Origin of the sequence: Lentibacter sp., assembly GCF_029254145.1 — a bacterium.
Classification (GTDB): Bacteria; Pseudomonadota; Alphaproteobacteria; order Rhodobacterales; family Rhodobacteraceae; genus Lentibacter.
This window is the reverse complement of record NZ_JAQWYD010000073.1, coordinates 1-16,016: the sequence shown is the minus strand read 5'-3', so window position 1 is coordinate 16,016 and position 16,016 is coordinate 1. Positions and strand designations below refer to the sequence as shown.

Annotated in this window: 15 protein-coding genes; 12 read left to right on the top strand and 3 right to left on the bottom strand. The window is 57.1% G+C overall.

Translation table 11 applies throughout. The features are described 5' to 3' along the window. Positions 1 to 19 precede the first annotated feature (19 nt). The 9 genes from tolQ (at position 20) to P8O11_RS08710 (ending at position 9,096) form a co-directional block, all read left to right on the top strand. A complete protein-coding gene (gene tolQ / locus P8O11_RS08750; RefSeq protein WP_300293729.1) occupies positions 20 to 715 on the top strand; it encodes a protein TolQ in 696 nt (231 codons plus the stop codon). Between the two features lies 1 nt (position 716). After that, entirely contained in the window at positions 717 to 1,211 is a 495-nt protein-coding gene (gene tolR, locus P8O11_RS08745; protein WP_300293728.1) for a protein TolR, read from the top strand. 6 nt (positions 1,212 to 1,217) lie between these two features. Then, entirely contained in the window at positions 1,218 to 2,306 is a 1,089-nt protein-coding gene (locus tag P8O11_RS08740) for an energy transducer TonB (RefSeq protein WP_300293727.1), read from the top strand. Positions 2,307 to 2,310: 4 nt separating this feature from the next. Next, positions 2,311 to 3,627 (top strand): Tol-Pal system beta propeller repeat protein TolB, encoded by a 1,317-nt coding sequence (gene tolB, locus P8O11_RS08735; protein WP_300293726.1) that lies wholly within the window; start codon positions 2,311 to 2,313, stop codon positions 3,625 to 3,627. 100 nt (positions 3,628 to 3,727) lie between these two features. Next, positions 3,728 to 4,234 carry a peptidoglycan-associated lipoprotein Pal gene (gene pal / locus P8O11_RS08730; protein ID WP_300293725.1) on the top strand — a complete coding sequence of 169 codons (507 nt, stop codon included), beginning with the start codon at positions 3,728 to 3,730 and terminating at the stop codon, positions 4,232 to 4,234. 12 nt (positions 4,235 to 4,246) lie between these two features. Then, the gene (ybgF, locus tag P8O11_RS08725) at positions 4,247 to 5,074 is read left to right on the top strand and encodes a tol-pal system protein YbgF (protein ID WP_300293724.1); all 828 of its coding nucleotides are present in this window, start codon (positions 4,247 to 4,249) and stop codon (positions 5,072 to 5,074) included. Continuing rightward, positions 5,071 to 6,264 carry a tRNA lysidine(34) synthetase TilS gene (tilS, locus tag P8O11_RS08720; protein WP_300293723.1) on the top strand — a complete coding sequence of 398 codons (1,194 nt, stop codon included), beginning with the start codon at positions 5,071 to 5,073 and terminating at the stop codon, positions 6,262 to 6,264. Before ybgF ends, tilS begins: the two co-directional genes overlap by 4 nt. A gap of 124 nt (positions 6,265 to 6,388) precedes the next feature. Further along, positions 6,389 to 8,317, top strand: coding sequence for an ATP-dependent zinc metalloprotease FtsH (gene ftsH, locus P8O11_RS08715; RefSeq protein WP_300293722.1), 1,929 nt, complete (start codon positions 6,389 to 6,391; stop codon positions 8,315 to 8,317). Beyond that, positions 8,314 to 9,096 carry a methyltransferase domain-containing protein gene (locus P8O11_RS08710; RefSeq protein ID WP_300293721.1) on the top strand — a complete coding sequence of 261 codons (783 nt, stop codon included), beginning with the start codon at positions 8,314 to 8,316 and terminating at the stop codon, positions 9,094 to 9,096. Before ftsH ends, P8O11_RS08710 begins: the two co-directional genes overlap by 4 nt. An 8-nt stretch (positions 9,097 to 9,104) precedes the next feature. Here the strand turns inward: P8O11_RS08710 and P8O11_RS08705 are convergent, their stop codons facing one another. The 3 genes from P8O11_RS08705 to gloB all read right to left on the bottom strand — a co-directional run bounded on the left by P8O11_RS08705 (position 9,105) and on the right by gloB (position 13,283). Further along, a complete protein-coding gene (locus P8O11_RS08705) occupies positions 9,105 to 9,983 on the bottom strand; it encodes a M23 family metallopeptidase (protein ID WP_300293719.1) in 879 nt (292 codons plus the stop codon). Positions 9,984 to 10,082: 99 nt separating this feature from the next. Beyond that, the gene (gene clpA, locus P8O11_RS08700; RefSeq protein ID WP_300293718.1) at positions 10,083 to 12,404 is read right to left on the bottom strand and encodes an ATP-dependent Clp protease ATP-binding subunit ClpA; all 2,322 of its coding nucleotides are present in this window, start codon (positions 12,402 to 12,404) and stop codon (positions 10,083 to 10,085) included. Between the two features lie 156 nt (positions 12,405 to 12,560). Next, on the bottom strand, positions 12,561 to 13,283 hold the full coding sequence (gene gloB / locus P8O11_RS08695; RefSeq protein WP_300293741.1) for a hydroxyacylglutathione hydrolase: 723 nt from the start codon (positions 13,281 to 13,283) through the stop codon (positions 12,561 to 12,563). Positions 13,284 to 13,344: 61 nt separating this feature from the next. Here gloB and P8O11_RS08690 point away from each other — a divergent pair, with 61 nt between their 5' ends. The 3 genes from P8O11_RS08690 to atpA form a co-directional block, all read left to right on the top strand. After that, the gene (locus P8O11_RS08690; protein ID WP_300293717.1) at positions 13,345 to 14,085 is read left to right on the top strand and encodes a class I SAM-dependent methyltransferase; all 741 of its coding nucleotides are present in this window, start codon (positions 13,345 to 13,347) and stop codon (positions 14,083 to 14,085) included. Positions 14,086 to 14,388: 303 nt separating this feature from the next. Further along, entirely contained in the window at positions 14,389 to 14,949 is a 561-nt protein-coding gene (locus P8O11_RS08685) for a F0F1 ATP synthase subunit delta (protein ID WP_300293740.1), read from the top strand. Further along, the coding region (gene atpA / locus P8O11_RS08680; RefSeq protein WP_300293715.1) for a F0F1 ATP synthase subunit alpha at positions 14,950 to 16,016 on the top strand (1,067 nt) is incomplete at its 3' end. It lies immediately after the preceding gene.

Here is a 16,016-nt window from a genome sequence, read left to right as displayed (position 1 = left end):
CCAAGAGAGAGCAGGCACTATGGAAACTGAAGCACTGGCTGCGGCGCAGCATATCGACTTTTCGATGTGGGCGTTGTTCATGCGCGCAACCTTTACCGTAAAACTCGTGATGATCATCTTGATACTGGCCTCATTCTGGTCGTGGTCGATTATCATCCAGAAATTTATCAACTACCGCAAAGCCCGCGAAGAGGCGGCCTCTTTTGACCGTGCATTTTGGTCGGGTGAGCCGCTGGATGCGCTCTATGAGCAGATCGGCGCTGAGCCAGAAGGGCAGAGCCAGAAGATTTTTGCCGCGGGCATGACAGAGTGGCGGCGCTCTCATAAGGCTGATGGCGCAATGATTGCAGGGGCGCATTCGCGGATTGATCGCTCTATGGATGTGGCGATCGCTAAAGAAGCAGACAAGCTTCAAAGCGGGCTGCAAGTTTTGGCCACTGTGGGCTCCACGACGCCATTTATCGGCCTCTTCGGCACTGTGATCGGGATTATGAACGCCTTTATCGAGATTGCTGAGCAGCAAAACACCAACCTCGCCGTTGTTGCGCCTGGTATTGCTGAGGCGCTTTTGGCGACTGGCCTTGGTCTTTTGGCAGCGATCCCTGCGGTTATCTTTTACAATAAGCTGAGTGCTGACAGTGAAGGGCTTGTCGCGGGATATGAAGCCTTTGCTGACGAGTTCTCAACCATTCTTAGCCGTCAACTGGATAGCTGATATGGGCGCGGGCGTAGCACAAAAAGACACTGGAGGCGGCAGTCGCCGACGCCGTGCGCGCGGGCGTTCACGGCCGATGTCTGAAATTAACGTGACACCTTTTGTCGATATTATGCTGGTTTTGTTGATTATCTTTATGGTGGCTGCACCGATGCTAACCGTGGGTGTGCCAGTGGAGCTGCCGAAGACAGCGGCGAACAGCCTGCCGGTGGAGGCGGAGGAGCCTCTCACGGTGACGATCACGGCTGAGGGGCAAGTCATGATCCAGCAGACGGAAGTGCCGCGGAGCGAATTGGTCGGGCGGATGCGTGCAATTGCGGCGGAGCGCGAGGGCGACCGCGTATTTTTGCGAGCGGATGGGGCCGTCTCTTATGCAGAAGTGGTGCAGGTCATGGGCGCGCTGAATGGAGCGGGCTTTAGCAACATCGGCCTTGTGACCGAGAGCGGCGGACCAGCGCTTGATGGCGTGGACGCAAGCGTCCCTAGCGACCAGTAGGGCGCTTTGAACCGCGGCCAGAGCATATCCCTCATCGGCCATCTTGGGCTGATTGGACTGCTTCTCTTTGGTGGGAAGTGGAACAGTGATCCGTTGCCGTTTGAGATCAGTGATGTTTCTGTTGTGAGCGAGGCGGAGTATCAGGCGGTTTTGGCTGCGGTGCGTGCACCTGAAGCTGCCTCTGATATCGAAGTGCCAGAGCCACCGAGCGAAGACGAAACCTCCCAGCCGCAAGCAGCACCAGACACTCCGCCAGAGACACAAGTGGCCCCCGATGTGGCCAGTCCCGAGACGGATGTTGCCCCAGAGGTGGATACAAGCGAACCCGCCGTGACCACACAAGTTGAAGATGTGCCGCCGCAGTTGGTGCAGCCCCAAGAAGATGTGGCGGTCTTGACTCCAGGGACGAGCCCGCGCCCAAAGTTGCGCCCGATTGAGCGGGTGGCACCTGAAGCTGTGAATGCGCCGGAGCAGACCGATGTTGCCCCTGCAGAGCAGGTTCAACCTGAGACAGCACCTGACGCCATCGCTGAGGTGGTGGAGCCAGAGACAGAGGCGGCGCAGCCTGAGGCTGCGACAACCGAGATCAACCCCGAAGCGCGTGATGATGTGACGCTTGCGCCCGCGCAATCGATGCGCCCCAAAGGCCGCCCGCAGCGGCAGGCCGAGGCTGCGACAGTACCCGCTGCCGAGGCCTCTGATGCGGTTAATAACGCGTTGGCCGAGGCTTTGAGCGGTGCGGCCGACACGGCCGAGGAAACTGCTGCGCCGGCAGGAGCGCCGCTCACGGGCGGAGAACGGGAGGGGCTGAAGCTGGCAATATCCCGCTGTTACAATGTGGGTGCATTGTCATCAGAAGCGCTTGCCGTGAATATCTATGTTAGCGTCGAGATGGCACGGGATGGAAAGCCTGTGATCCCGTCGATCAAGCTATTGCGCAGCGAAAACGGCTCTGACGCGGCTGCAAAGCAAGCTTATGATGCGGCGCGACGGGCGATTATTATTTGTGGCAGTGATGGATTTGATCTGCCGAGCGAGAAATACGACCAATGGAAAACGGTCGAGATAAAGTTTAACCCCGAGAGTATGAGGTAAGGGTATGATCTTGAGACTATTGAGCTTTGTGCTTTTGGCGGCGGTGAGTTCGGCATCTTTTGCACAGGCTGAGCCTTTGCGGATCGAAATCACCGACGCGGTGATTGAGCCTTTGCCTGTGGCTGTTCCTGAATTTGTGGCTGAAACGGCGGGCGCAGGGCCGATTGCCGCTGATATTGCTCGTGTTGTGGCCGAAGACTTAAAGGGCACAGGGCTATTTCGCGAGATTGATAAGGCTGCATTTATCAGCCAGATCAGCTCTTTTGCAGCACCTGTTCAATTTGCAGATTGGAAAGCAATCAATGCGCAGGCTTTGATTACCGGGGCTGTGACCGTTCAGGGCGAACAGATCATTGTGAAGTTCCGCGTTTATGATGTTTTTGCCGGTCAAGAGCTTGGCAAAGGTTTGCAACTGGCAGGCACGCGTGCAGGTTGGCGGCGGATGGCGCATAAGGTTGCCGATCAGGTTTATACGCGGATCACGGGCGAAGGCGGCTACTTTGACAGCCGTGTTGTTTACGTGAGTGAGACTGGGCCGAAGGACAACCGCAAGAAGCGCCTTGCGATTATGGATTATGACGGCGCGAACAACCAGTTTCTCACCGACAGCAGCGCGATTGTGCTTGCGCCGCGTTTCTCACCAACGGGCGACCGCGTGCTCTACACAAGTTATGAGACAGGTTTCCCCAAGATATATGTGCTTGATGTGGCAAGTGTGGGCCGGCGTGTGCTTGAAAGCCGCGATGGAACGATGAGCTTTGCGCCGCGTTTTGCGCCAGACGGGCGCAAGGTTGTGTTCTCGCTTGAAAGCGGGGGCAACACTGACATCTACCTCATGGATTTGGCCACGGGGGCGGAGCAGCGTTTGACCAATGCGCCGTCGATTGAAACAGCGCCGAGCTTTTCGCCTGATGGCAGCCAGATCGTTTTTGAGAGCGACCGCTCGGGCAGCCAGCAGCTTTATGTGATGTCTGCCAATGGGGGAGAGCCACGGCGGATCAGCGCAGGGCCAGGGCGATACGGCACGCCAGTCTGGTCACCACGAGGCGACCTTGTGGCTTTTACCAAGCAATCTAAAGGCCGGTTCCACATCGGGATCATGCGCACGGATGGCACGGGCGAGAAGCTTCTGACCGCTTCATTCCTAGAAGAGGGGCCGACATGGGCTCCAAACGGGCGTGTCATAATGTTTACCAGAGAAACGCAGGGTACAGACGGGCAATCTAGCCTTTATTCCGTCGATATCTCAGGTCGTAATTTGCAACGGGTGCGCACCGAGGGCGGCGCGTCTGATCCCTCATGGAGCCCATTGCAGCAGTAACATAAAGGTGTGAGCGGTGCGCCGCTTCACGCTGATCTTGATAATTCACAGGCGGCGCTGTCTATGTTAGACAGTCCGTATTAAACACGAGGCTAAGAGCATGAAACTCAAACTGATTACACTTGTTATCCCCGCGGTTCTCGCCCTTTCGGCCTGTACCAACCCCAACCGTTTTGACAATGGTGCTGACGGGGCGGGCACGTTTTCGTCTGTGACGCCAGGCTCTGCACAAGACCCGCAGTCACCCCTTTATTTCCAAGAAACGATCGGCGACCGCGTTCTTTTTGATGTCGACCAATCCAGCCTTAATGACGAAGCGCGCCGCGTTCTGGACGGGCAGGCCTCATGGCTGACGACCAATGCTGATTATGCTGTTGTCATTGAAGGCCATGCTGACGAGCAGGGCACACGCGAGTACAACCTCGCGCTGGGCGCACGCCGAGCCAATGCTGTCAAAGAGTATCTTCTGGCGAAGGGTATGCCGTCTAGCCGTCTTAAGACAGTCAGCTATGGCAAGGAGCGCCCGCTTGAAATCTGTTCACAGGAAGCGTGTTATTCCAAGAACCGCCGTGCTGTGACTATTCTTTCAAGTGGCTTGAGCAGCTAAGAAGGATTTCTCATGCGCCGTTTTTTCTTCGTTCTCTGTGCTATTTCTCTGAGTGTGGGTGTGGCCCATGCTCAGGATAACGAAACGCTGGCGGATATTCGGCAGGAACTGACGGTGCTCAGTGTGGAGATGCAAAAGCTGACGCGCGAGCTTTCGACAACCGGTACAATGGGGACCGCTACTGTGAGCGGGTCTGTGCTCGAGCGTGTGGACGCTATTGAGAACGAGCTGCGCCGCCTGACCGCGCGTACAGAAGAGCTTAGCCTGCGTGTCGAGGCGGTTGCGCAAGATGGGACGCGGCGGGTTGCTGATCTTGAGTTCCGCCTTGTGGAGCTTGAGGGCGGCGACGTGAGTACGCTCGGCCAGACCAGCACTTTGGGTGGGGATCTGCCCGAAGGCCAAGTGGCTGTAGCATCTCCTGTTGCTTCGCCAAGCCGCGAGCTGACAGCAGAACTGGCTGTGGGAGAAGCGGCCGATTTTGCGGCGGCGCGAAAAGCGCTTGAGGCGGGAGAGTTTGCTGATGCGGCAGCGCGCCTCAAGTCATTTAATGAGACATACCCCGGCTCGCCCGTGGCGACCAAAGCGGCTTTGGCCTATGGCGCGGCCCTTGAAGGCCAGGGCGACATGACAGGCGCTTCGCGGGCTTATTTGGATGCGTTTCGCCGCGAGCCGACAGGAGAGGATGCGCCAGAAGCTCTTTATCGACTTGGCAACGGGTTGGGGCGTCTGGGTCAGACAGCTGAGGCCTGCAAGACGCTTGCGGAAGTCTCTGTGCGCTTTCCGGGCGGGGAGCCTGCCAGCAAGGCCGAGGCCGAACGCAGCAGACTTGGCTGTTCGTGACACTCATTGCGCGGTTTGAGACGGCTCTTGACGGCGCGGCGCGGCCCTTGGGGCTTGCGGTGTCTGGGGGGAGTGACTCCCTAGCACTTTTACATTTGGCTGCAGAAGCGGGCGTTGGTCCGCTTTTTTGCGCGACCGTCAATCATGGCTTGAGGCCTGAGGCGGCGGCTGAATGTGCACTTGTGGCGGATGCCTGCTCGAAACTTGATGTTGCGCATGAGATTTTGGACTGGCGCTGGAGCGGGGCAGGCAACCTTCAGGCCGAGGCCCGCGCAGGGCGCTATGGCGCCTTAACAGACTGGGCCAAACGGCGGGGTCTTGGCACTGTGCTTGTGGGCCATACGCAAGACGATGTGGCAGAGACGTTTTTGATGCGCATTGCGCGCGGTTCTGGCCTTAAAGGACTCGCGCAGATGCAGGGACAGTGGCAGGCAGAAGGGCTTGGTTGGGCGCGTCCCTTGCTTTCGATGTCGCGAGGCGAACTGCGAGACTATCTGCGGGCTGCGGGGCAGAACTGGGCCGAAGATGCCTCCAATGCAGATCCGTCTTATGACCGCGTGAAGATGCGTCAGGCGTTGGCAGAGGTTGGGCTGCCAACGGCTCGGATCGCGGAGACAGCGGCACGGCTGGCGCAGGCCGATGCGGCGCTTGAGGCGATGACTGCCAATGCGGCGGAACAGGTGGCGCAGTTACAGGGGCGCAATATTGTGATTGATGGAGCAGCTCTTGCGGCGCTGCCTGAGGAGATTATGCAGCGCTTGATGAGCGCTTGGACCGCGTGGCAGGGGCGGAGCGTTTATCCGCCGCGCCGAGGGGCTTTGGCCAGCGCTGTGGCGCACACGCTTGCAGGCAATAAGACGACGCTAAATGGCTGCGTGCTTGTGGGGCATAAAGGCCGTGTGATCGTGGCGCGCGAAGCGGCGGCTGTGACTGGGCTAGAGGCAATTGGTGACAGTTGGGACGAACTAACGCTCTTGGGGGATGGGCCTAAAGACTTAAAAATCCGCGCTTTGGGAGCCGAAGGGCTTGCCGCCGTTAAGGACTGGCGGGCGCAAGGCTTGCCGCGCGAGGCGCTTTTGGCGACACCCTCGCTCTGGCAGGGCGCGCGGCTTTTCGCCGCCCCATCCTTGGCCTTTGGCGACGCATTTAAACTAAATTTTAAGGTTCCCCCGCCCTATTTAGTAAAATGACGGGGCGTTGCAGCACCTTTTGCTGATCTTAATCGGCTTCTGCCGTTGAAGATGTTGCGTTGATCTCTATTTTAGTCTGTAACACGACGAAACACATGCGCCACCTCATTTGGGAGAGCTTTTCTTGGGCAATACACGAAACATCGCTTTTTGGGTCATCCTCTTTGTTATGATCCTTATGCTGTTCAATCTCTTCAGCGGGTCCAACACGGCGCAGCCGAGCTCTGCTCGCTCCTATTCGGAGTTTGTGCAGGCGGTGCAGGACGGAGCTGTGCAAGAGGCGACGATTGATGGGGAGAACGTGCGCTTTGTTGGCTCTGACAACAAAGTTTATGCAACGGTCAAGCCCGAGGACGCCGCTGTGACGGACCTTCTGATCGAGAATAACGTTCCTTTGACAGCCAAGCCGCAGCAGACTTCCGGCTTCCAGTCGTTTCTTTTGAGCTTGCTGCCCTTCCTGCTTTTGATCGGTGTGTGGATCTATTTCATGAACCGTATGCAAGGCGGCGGCAAAGGTGGCGCGATGGGCTTTGGCAAATCCAAGGCCAAGATGCTCACTGAAAAGTCTGGCCGTGTGACCTTTGACGATGTGGCCGGCATTGACGAAGCCAAGGAAGAGCTTGAAGAGATTGTCGAGTTTTTGCGAAACCCACAGAAATTCTCGCGTTTGGGCGGTAAAATCCCTAAGGGTGCTTTGCTTGTTGGCCCTCCCGGCACGGGTAAGACGCTTTTGGCGCGCGCGATTGCAGGCGAGGCGGGTGTGCCGTTTTTCACCATTTCAGGCTCTGACTTTGTTGAGATGTTTGTCGGCGTCGGCGCGAGCCGCGTGCGAGACATGTTTGACCAAGCCAAAAAGAACGCTCCCTGTATTGTCTTTATTGACGAGATCGACGCCGTTGGCCGCCACCGTGGTGCGGGCTATGGCGGCGGAAACGACGAGCGCGAGCAGACGCTCAACCAGCTCCTTGTTGAAATGGACGGGTTTGAAGCCAATGAAGGTGTTATCATCTTGGCTGCGACAAACCGCAAAGATGTGCTTGATCCAGCGCTGCTGCGTCCTGGTCGTTTTGACCGCAACGTGACCGTGCCTAACCCGGACATTAAAGGGCGTGAGAAAATCCTTGGTGTCCATGCGCGCAAAAGCCCGCTTGGACCAGATGTCGACCTGCGCATTATCGCGCGTGGGACGCCTGGCTTCTCGGGTGCGGACCTTGCCAATCTTGTGAACGAAGCCGCGCTCATGGCTGCCCGTGTCGGGCGCCGCTTTGTGGCTATGGCTGACTTTGAGCAGGCGAAAGACAAAATCATGATGGGTGCTGAACGCCGCTCCATGGTTATGACGCCTGCGCAGAAGGAAATGACAGCCTATCATGAAGCGGGGCACGCAATTGTGGGTATGACCCTGCCCAAATGCGACCCTGTTTATAAGGCCACAATCATCCCACGCGGCCAAGCGCTCGGAATGGTGATGAGCTTGCCAGAAATGGACCAGCTGAATTACTTCAAGGATGAATTGACCCAAAAAATCGCCATGACCATGGCGGGCAAAGCCGCAGAGATCATCAAGTACGGTGAGGATGCAGTGAGCAACGGCCCGTCAGGCGACATTATGCAAGCCAGTGCTTTGGCGCGGGCGATGGTGATGCGCTGGGGCATGTCTGACAAGGTCGGCAATATCGACTACCAAGAAGCAGCCGAAGCCTTTCGCGGCGGCGGTGGCGCGGGCGGGTTCTCTATTTCAGCCCACACAAAAGAGCTGATTGAAGAAGAAGTGAAGCGTATCATCGACCAAGGCTATGAGGACGCTCACAAGATCATCATGGAGAATAAGGCCGGATGGGAAAGTCTTGCGGAAGGCCTGCTTGAGTATGAAACGCTGACTGGCGCGGAGATCGAGCAGGTGATGCGCGGCGAGCCGCCACATAAGGGCGACGATGAGGAAGACGAACCGACGGATAAAGGCTCTGTCACGGCGATCCCAAAGACCAAGCCTCGCGCCAAGGCCAAGCCCAAAGCCAGCGATGGCGACATGGAACCTGAGCCCACCGCATGAGTGCATCAGCGCAAAAACGAGACTGGAATCCCGAGGCCTATTCAAGGTTTCGGGATTTGCGTTTGCGCCCTGCGCTAGATTTGCTTCTGGCTGTTCGGTCTGTCGGCGGGGGAGATGTGATTGACCTCGGCTGCGGCAATGGGGCGATGGGCCCTCGACTGAAAGAACGCTTTCTGGGCCATTCTGTTGTGGGCGTAGATGCGTCGCCTGCGATGCTTGCACAGGCCGAAGAGACAGGGACTTACGGACGGCTGGATGCTGCGGATATAGCCAGCTGGAGCGCACACGGCGCAGGGCTGATTTACTCAAACGCTGCCCTTCACTGGCTGAAGGGGCATGAAGAGTTGATGCCGCGCCTTGCGGGAATGCTGGGGAAGGGCGGGACACTTGCCGTTCAGATGCCCCATCAGAACAATGCGCCCTCGCATCGTGTCTGGCGCAGTTTGGCGGAAGAATTTTTTCCGCAACGGATCGACTTTGAGGCGGGGCCGTCGGTGCTTCTACCGAGCCAGTACCATGCGATGCTTTCCAAACTTGGGGATGTGTCAATCTGGGAGACCGAGTATTACCAGCGGCTTGGAGCCGACGAGGCAGGCCATCCTGTGCGCCGCTTTACTGAGAGCACCTATGCGCGCCCTATTCTGGAGGTGCTTGATGCGCAAGAGCAAGCGATGCTTGTGCAGCGGTATGAGCAGGTGATGGAGAAAGCTTACCCGCGCGCGGAGGACGGCACTGTGCTTTTTCCTTTCCGACGAATGTTTTTCACATTGACAGTATAAGGCAACCTTCAGGGCGCGATCTGGAGGCTGATCGCTTCTGTGCCGATGATTTTGCCTTTGCGGGTGAGTGTGGCGAGACCCTGATAGGTGCCAATAGGCCAGCTCTCTGTGCGCAGGCGCTTGCCAGCGGCCCGAAAGCTTAGGGCTTGGGTCTTTTCGAGTGTCGTTTCGTGCTCAAATGAGAACCCTTCAGGACCGCTGATGACAAGGCGCAGGCTGTCGCCACTCCGAGTTCCAAACATATAGGCCCAAAGGACAAGCGCACCCGCACCGTGGGAGAGCGAGGCCTTGTGGGCTGTGCCAGCTTTGATGCTGTCAAATTCGGGAACTGTGTTCGCAAAGCCAAGGCCAATGGGCCCGCTTGCCACATAGGCGGGCGCCTCGGCCCAGAGGGTCTGATCGGCAGCACCGCAGGTGGCTGTGTCCTCGGGATCAAACGGGTCGATTACCCGCTCGCCTTGGCGCACAGTAAAGTGCAAATGGGGAAATTTGCTGCGTCCAGACAGGCCGACCTGACCGAGTGGATCCCCTACTTTAACCGTCTGACCTTTGCTGACCGTGATCGAGCCGAGCTTCATATGACAATACTGGCTCACCCAACCATCGCCATGATCAATCACCAATCCGTTGCCACACTCGCGGCCTGCAATCATCGCTTCGGTCGCTGTGCTTAGGCCAGTGTCTGGCATCTCGTCACGTGTCCCGCGCACCACGCCATCGGCTGCGGCTGTCACTGTTACGCCTGTCGCCATTTGTGCGCGGTTGAGCAGGGCGAAGTCTGTGCCTTTGTGGCCGTCATAGCTGAGCGGTCCACAAGCGAAGTCTAACACGCGACCTTCGGCTGGGAGAGTGTCGACAAAGTTCTGGATGTAGCAAGTCTCACCCAAGCTGCAGTCTAAAGGGAGGGCAAAGAGGGGGGGCTTAGCCACAGCTGGGCTTGCAAAAAGGGCGGCAAGGCCCAGAAGAGAGCCTCGCCGCCACATGATTTATTCAGCCGTCAGAAGAGGTGGCTTTGTTCCCGAGAGGCGGGGCTTGTCGGGGCCTTCGATGCGCAAATCAAGCTTGCCGTCTTTGACGCCGACTTTGACCACGCCGCCTTTGGCCAGAGTGCCAAAGAGCAGTTCTTCAGCAAGAGGCTTCTTGATGTGCTCTTGAATGACGCGGGCAAGGGGGCGTGCACCCATCTTGTCGTCATAGCCCTTATCGCCGAGCCATTCGGCCGCAGCATTGGTCAGTTCAAATGTCACGTTGCGGTCCATGAGCTGGGCTTCCAGCTGAAGCACGAACTTTTCAACCACTTTAGAGATGACGGTCTTGCTGAGCGGTGCAAAGCTAATCACGGCGTCAAGACGGTTGCGGAACTCAGGCGTAAAGGTGCGCTCGATGGCGGCGGTGTCTTCTCCTGTGCGACGGTCACGGCCAAAGCCCACAGCTTCCTTCGCTTGCTCCGATGCGCCTGCGTTTGATGTCATGATCAAGACAACATTGCGGAAGCTCACGGTGCGGCCGTTGTGGTCTGTTAACTCGCCGTTGTCCATCACCTGCAAGAGGATGTTGTAGACATCAGGGTGGGCCTTTTCCATTTCGTCAAGCAGCAGCACACAGTGCGGGTGCTGATCGACACCGTCTGTGAGCAAGCCGCCCTGATCAAAGCCAACATAGCCGGGAGGGGCGCCGATAAGGCGGGAGACCGCGTGCTTCTCCATATACTCGGACATATCAAAGCGCAGAAGCTCGACGCCCAGAACATCAGCGAGTTGTTTGGCCACTTCGGTTTTGCCGACGCCTGTTGGCCCTGCGAAGAGGTAGTTGCCGATGGGCTTCTCAGGCTCGCGCAAACCGGCGCGGGAAAGTTTGATCGCGGAGGAGAGCGCGTCGATCGCCTCATCTTGGCCGAAGACCACGCGTTTGAGAGATTTCTCGAGGTCTTTGAGCACGGCGCCGTCGTCTTTGGAGACGTTCTTGGGCGGAATGCGCGCAATTTTGGCGACCACGGCCTCAACTTCTTTTGTGCCGATGGTCTTGCGACGCTTGGCTGATTTGAGGAGGTGCTGGGCCGCGCCCGCCTCGTCGATCACGTCAATTGCGCTGTCAGGGAGCTTGCGGTCGTTGATGTAGCGCGCAGCAAGTTCCACGGAGGTTTTGATCGCGTCGTTGGTGTATTTGACGCCATGGTGCTCTTCGAAATAGGGCTTAATGCCACGCAGAATTTTGATGGCGTCTTCCACGGAGGGTTCGTTTACGTCGATCTTTTGGAAGCGGCGTGAGAGGGCGCGATCTTTCTCAAAATGTTGGCGGAACTCTTTATAAGTTGTGGAGCCCATGGTGCGCAGCTTGCCGCCTGCGAGGGCGGGCTTGAGCAGGTTAGAGGCGTCCATTGCACCGCCTGAAGTTGCGCCTGCGCCGATAACTGTGTGGATTTCGTCGATGAAGAGCACAGCGTCGTCATGGTCCTCGAGCTCTTTGACAACGGCTTTCAGACGCTCCTCAAAATCACCACGGTACCGAGTGCCTGCGAGGAGCGCGCCCATGTCGAGCGAGTAGATTGTGGTCTTTGACAAAATCTCGGGCGTTTCGCCATTGACGATCTGGTTGGCGAGGCCTTCGGCGATCGCCGTTTTGCCGACGCCGGGATCGCCGACAAGAAGCGGGTTGTTTTTGCGGCGGCGGCAAAGCACCTGAATGCAGCGCTCGACTTCGCTGTCGCGGCCGATGAGCGGATCAATCTCGCCTTTGCGCGCCTTTGCGTTGAGGTCGACGCAGTATTTGCTGAGCGCGCTTTCGTCTTCTGGTTTGGCATCAGGCGAAGCGTCTTGGCGCTCCTCTTCTTCTGCACCAGTGAGTGGACGAGCTTCGCCAAACGCAGGGTCTTTGGAAACTCCGTGGGCGATGAAGTTGACTGCGTCATAGCGTGTCATGTCTTGTTCTTGCAGGAAGTAGGCTGCATTGCTTTCGCGCTCCGCAAAAATCGCCACGAGGACGTTTGCGCCTGTGACTTCATTGCGGCCCGAGCTTTGGACATGAATGGCAGCGCGCTGGATCACACGCTGGAAGGCGGCTGTGGGAACGGCCTCGGAGCCTTCGATGTCGGTGATAAGGTTGGCGAGATCTTCCTCGACAAATTCGACAAGGCTCTGACGTAGTTCGTCTGTGTTGACTGAGCAGGCCTGAAGGACGCGATAGGCGTCAGGCTCATCGAGAAGGGCGAGGAGCAGATGCTCTAGCGTGGCAAACTCGTGACGCTTGCTGTTGGCTGTGGCCAAAGCTGCGTGGATGGCTTGCTCGAGTGTGTTCGAAAATGATGGCACTGCTCTCGTGCTCCTTCTGAGTTGGTTCACCGACGTCTCTGGGCCCTTGATGAGAACTTTCGCGCTCTTTGGTTAAAGTTTGGTCGATATGACGCTGGCTTCAAGGCTTTTCTGGAAAAAAGGCACTATATTTCATGTCACGAAGCGGTGATCGGCCTAAAATACGTCTTTTTGAGCCCGCAAGGCAGCAAATGACTTGGCGTCAGTCGCGAGCATGAAGGGATTGGTCGCTTTTTCCAACGCGAGTGTTGATGGCACAGTAAACTGGCCAGCACGGCGCAGGCGGTCTGTTTCGGCGCTGCGGCTGACGATGGCGGGAACCTCTGGCATGACCGATGTTGCGAACCCGGCGTTTGAGGATGTGTATTCGTGGCCTGAACAGACAAGAGTGTCGTCGGGTAGAGCCGCGAGCTTGGCGAGGCTGTGATACATCTGGTCTGGCGTACCTTCAAAAAGGCGGCCGCAACCAAAGGCCATTAGGCTATCGCCCGTAAAGACAAAGCCCGAGGCGGGAAAGTAAAATGCAATGTGGCCGATCGTGTGGCCTGAGACATCGAGGATATCAACCTCTTCGCCCAGAACTGTGATGCGCCCTCCTTCAGAGACCTCCTCCGTGAGAGGCGGTAGGCGGTGGGCATCGGCTTTGGCGCCAATGACACGGGGAGCAAGCGCTGTATTCAGACCCTCAAGCCCTTCAACGTGGTCCCAGTGATGATGAGTGAGCAAAATGGTTGTTAATGCAAGGCCCCGTTCTGCGAGCGCTGCATTGATCGGCGCGGCTTCGGGTGCATCAATGAGGGCGGCTTCGCCTGCGGCATTCACCAGAAGAAAGGCGTAGTTGTCAGACAGGCAAGGGATGGTGAGCAGCTCAAGGGGCATAGCATTTCCACGGATCATTGTTATGTTGACCTCAGAGTGACGGATACAGGCGGCGGCGTCCATGCATCTTGACGTGAAAGATCTGAGAAATTTCTACTACCGCAGCACTTTGGGCCGCGCGGCGCAAAAAGTGATCCGAGACCAGATGCTCACGCTCTGGCCAGAGGCCAAGGGGCAAACGGTTGTAGGCTTTGGCTTTGCTGCGCCCTTGTTGCGGCCGTATCTCGGGCAAGCGCGGCGCGTGACCTGTCTTATGCCAGGACCACAGGGCGTGATGCCTTGGCCTGCGGGGCAGCCCAATGTGAGTGTTCTGTGCGAGGAGACCCACTGGCCGATCGAGACGGGGCATGTGGACAGGCTGGTTGTGATGCACGGGCTTGAGACCAGTGAGTGGCCCACACATGTGCTTGAAGAATGCTATCGGGTGCTCGGCCCCGGAGGGCGGGCGCTTTTTATCGTCCCCAACCGCGCTGGGCTTTGGAGCCGCAATGACCGCACGCCTTTTGGCTATGGCCGGCCCTTCACGATGGGCCAGCTCGACCAGCAGTTGAAGCTTTGGGGCTTTAAGACCGAGCATAGCCAGACTGCTCTTTACCAGCCGCCGAGCGAGAAGCGCTTCTGGCGCAAGACGGCTGGCTTTTGGGAGAAACTTGGACACGGATTGCCACTGATTGCAGGGGGAGGTGTGCTTATGGTTGAGGTGACAAAGCAGATTCCTGCGCCGACACGACCCGGGCTGAGCCAAAGGGTGCGCAAGCCCTCGTTTGTGCTTCAACCGATGCCTGAAGGGCTGCCTGCCTGAGCGTCGTTTTGAGGGATTCTGTTGTGATAGCGTTAACTTTCGTGACCTGAATCATTAAAAACCCGACCGAATTGGTGATATTTGCACGCGCAAACGGTCGCAGTTTTGCTAAGGCTATGAATTAATTGTATTTTATGGTATACTGAAAAATGCGCTAGCAGGTTGCCGCAAATGGAATGCTCTGCTACACCCGCCTCGATTTAGCAGCTTTGGGAAATCTCAGGGTAAAAACGCCCCCAAGAGAGCTATGTGCAAATTCGAGCGCATCGCGGATCACGGGGCCAGAAAATCGAAAGGGTTGACGTGTCCGAACCAGCTTCGATCTCTTCCGGCATTGCTGCACGCTATGCCACGGCCGTATTTGACCTGGCCAAGGAAACGAAAAAGCTTACAGCCGTTGAGGGTGACCTTAACAGCTTGGAAGGGGCGCTGACTGACAGCGCCGATTTTAACAATCTCATTATGAGTCCGGTGTACAGCCGTGACGAGCAGGGCGCTGCTGTTGCTGCGCTCGCTAAAAAAATGAAGCTTTCCCCAATGATTACAAACACGCTCAGCCTGATGGCTGCCAAGCGTCGTTTGTTTGTCTTGCCTCAGCTCGTACGCGCTCTGCGCGCTGCGATTGCGCAAGACAAGGGTGAAGTCTCGGCCGACGTGGTCAGTGCCAAGGCTCTGACGAAAGGCCAAGCGGACAAGCTTGCCAAGACGCTGAAAGAGCGCTTTGGGAAGACTGTAACTATCAATGCGACCGTTGATGAAACCCTCATAGGCGGTCTTGTCGTCAAGGTGGGCTCGAAAATGATCGATACGTCGATTCGCTCGAAGCTCAGCTCCCTCCAGAATGCAATGAAAGAGGTCGGATAAATGGGTATCCAAGCAGCAGAAATTTCTGCGATCCTGAAGGACCAGATCAAGAACTTTGGCAAAGAAGCCGAAGTTGCTGAAGTCGGTCAAGTTCTCAGCGTTGGCGATGGTATCGCCCGTGTTTATGGTCTGGACAACATCCAAGCCGGTGAGATGGTTGAATTCCCTGGTGGGATTATGGGCATGGCCCTCAACCTCGAAACCGATAACGTTGGTGTTGTTATTTTCGGTTCTGACCGTGACATCAAAGAAGGTGACACAGTTAAGCGCACGAAAGCGATCGTGGACGTTCCAGCCGGCCCCGAACTTCTCGGTCGCGTGGTTGACGGCCTCGGCAACCCGATTGACGGCAAAGGCCCGATCAAAACCAAGCTGCGCGCGATTGCGGACAGCAAGGCTCCTGGCATTATTCCACGTCAGTCTGTCCACGAGCCAATGGCGACAGGCCTCAAGTCTGTTGATGCGATGATCCCGATTGGCCGTGGCCAGCGCGAGCTCATCATTGGTGACCGTCAGACAGGTAAAACGGCTGTGGCGCTTGACGCGATCCTCAACCAGAAGTCTTACAACGAAGCAGCCGGAGACGACGACAGCAAGAAGCTGTACTGCGTCTATGTTGCGATTGGCCAGAAGCGCTCGACTGTTGCGCAGCTGGTGAAACGCCTCGAAGAAAGCGGCGCGCTTGAGTATTCAATCGTTGTTGCTGCGACAGCGTCTGACCCTGCACCTTTGCAGTTCCTTGCGCCTTATGCTGCAACTGCAATGGCAGAATATTTCCGCGACAACGGCAAGCACGCTTTGATCATCTATGATGACCTTTCAAAGCAAGCGGTGTCATATCGCCAGATGTCACTTCTGCTCCGTCGTCCACCAGGCCGCGAAGCTTATCCTGGTGACGTTTTCTATCTTCACTCACGTCTGCTTGAGCGCTCTTCAAAGCTCAACGCCGACCACGGCTCAGGCTCTTTGACAGCTCTGCCGATCATTGAAACTCAAGGTGGTGACGTTTCGGCGTTTATTCCAACCAACGTGATCTCGATCACCGACGGTCAGATCTTCCTTGAAAC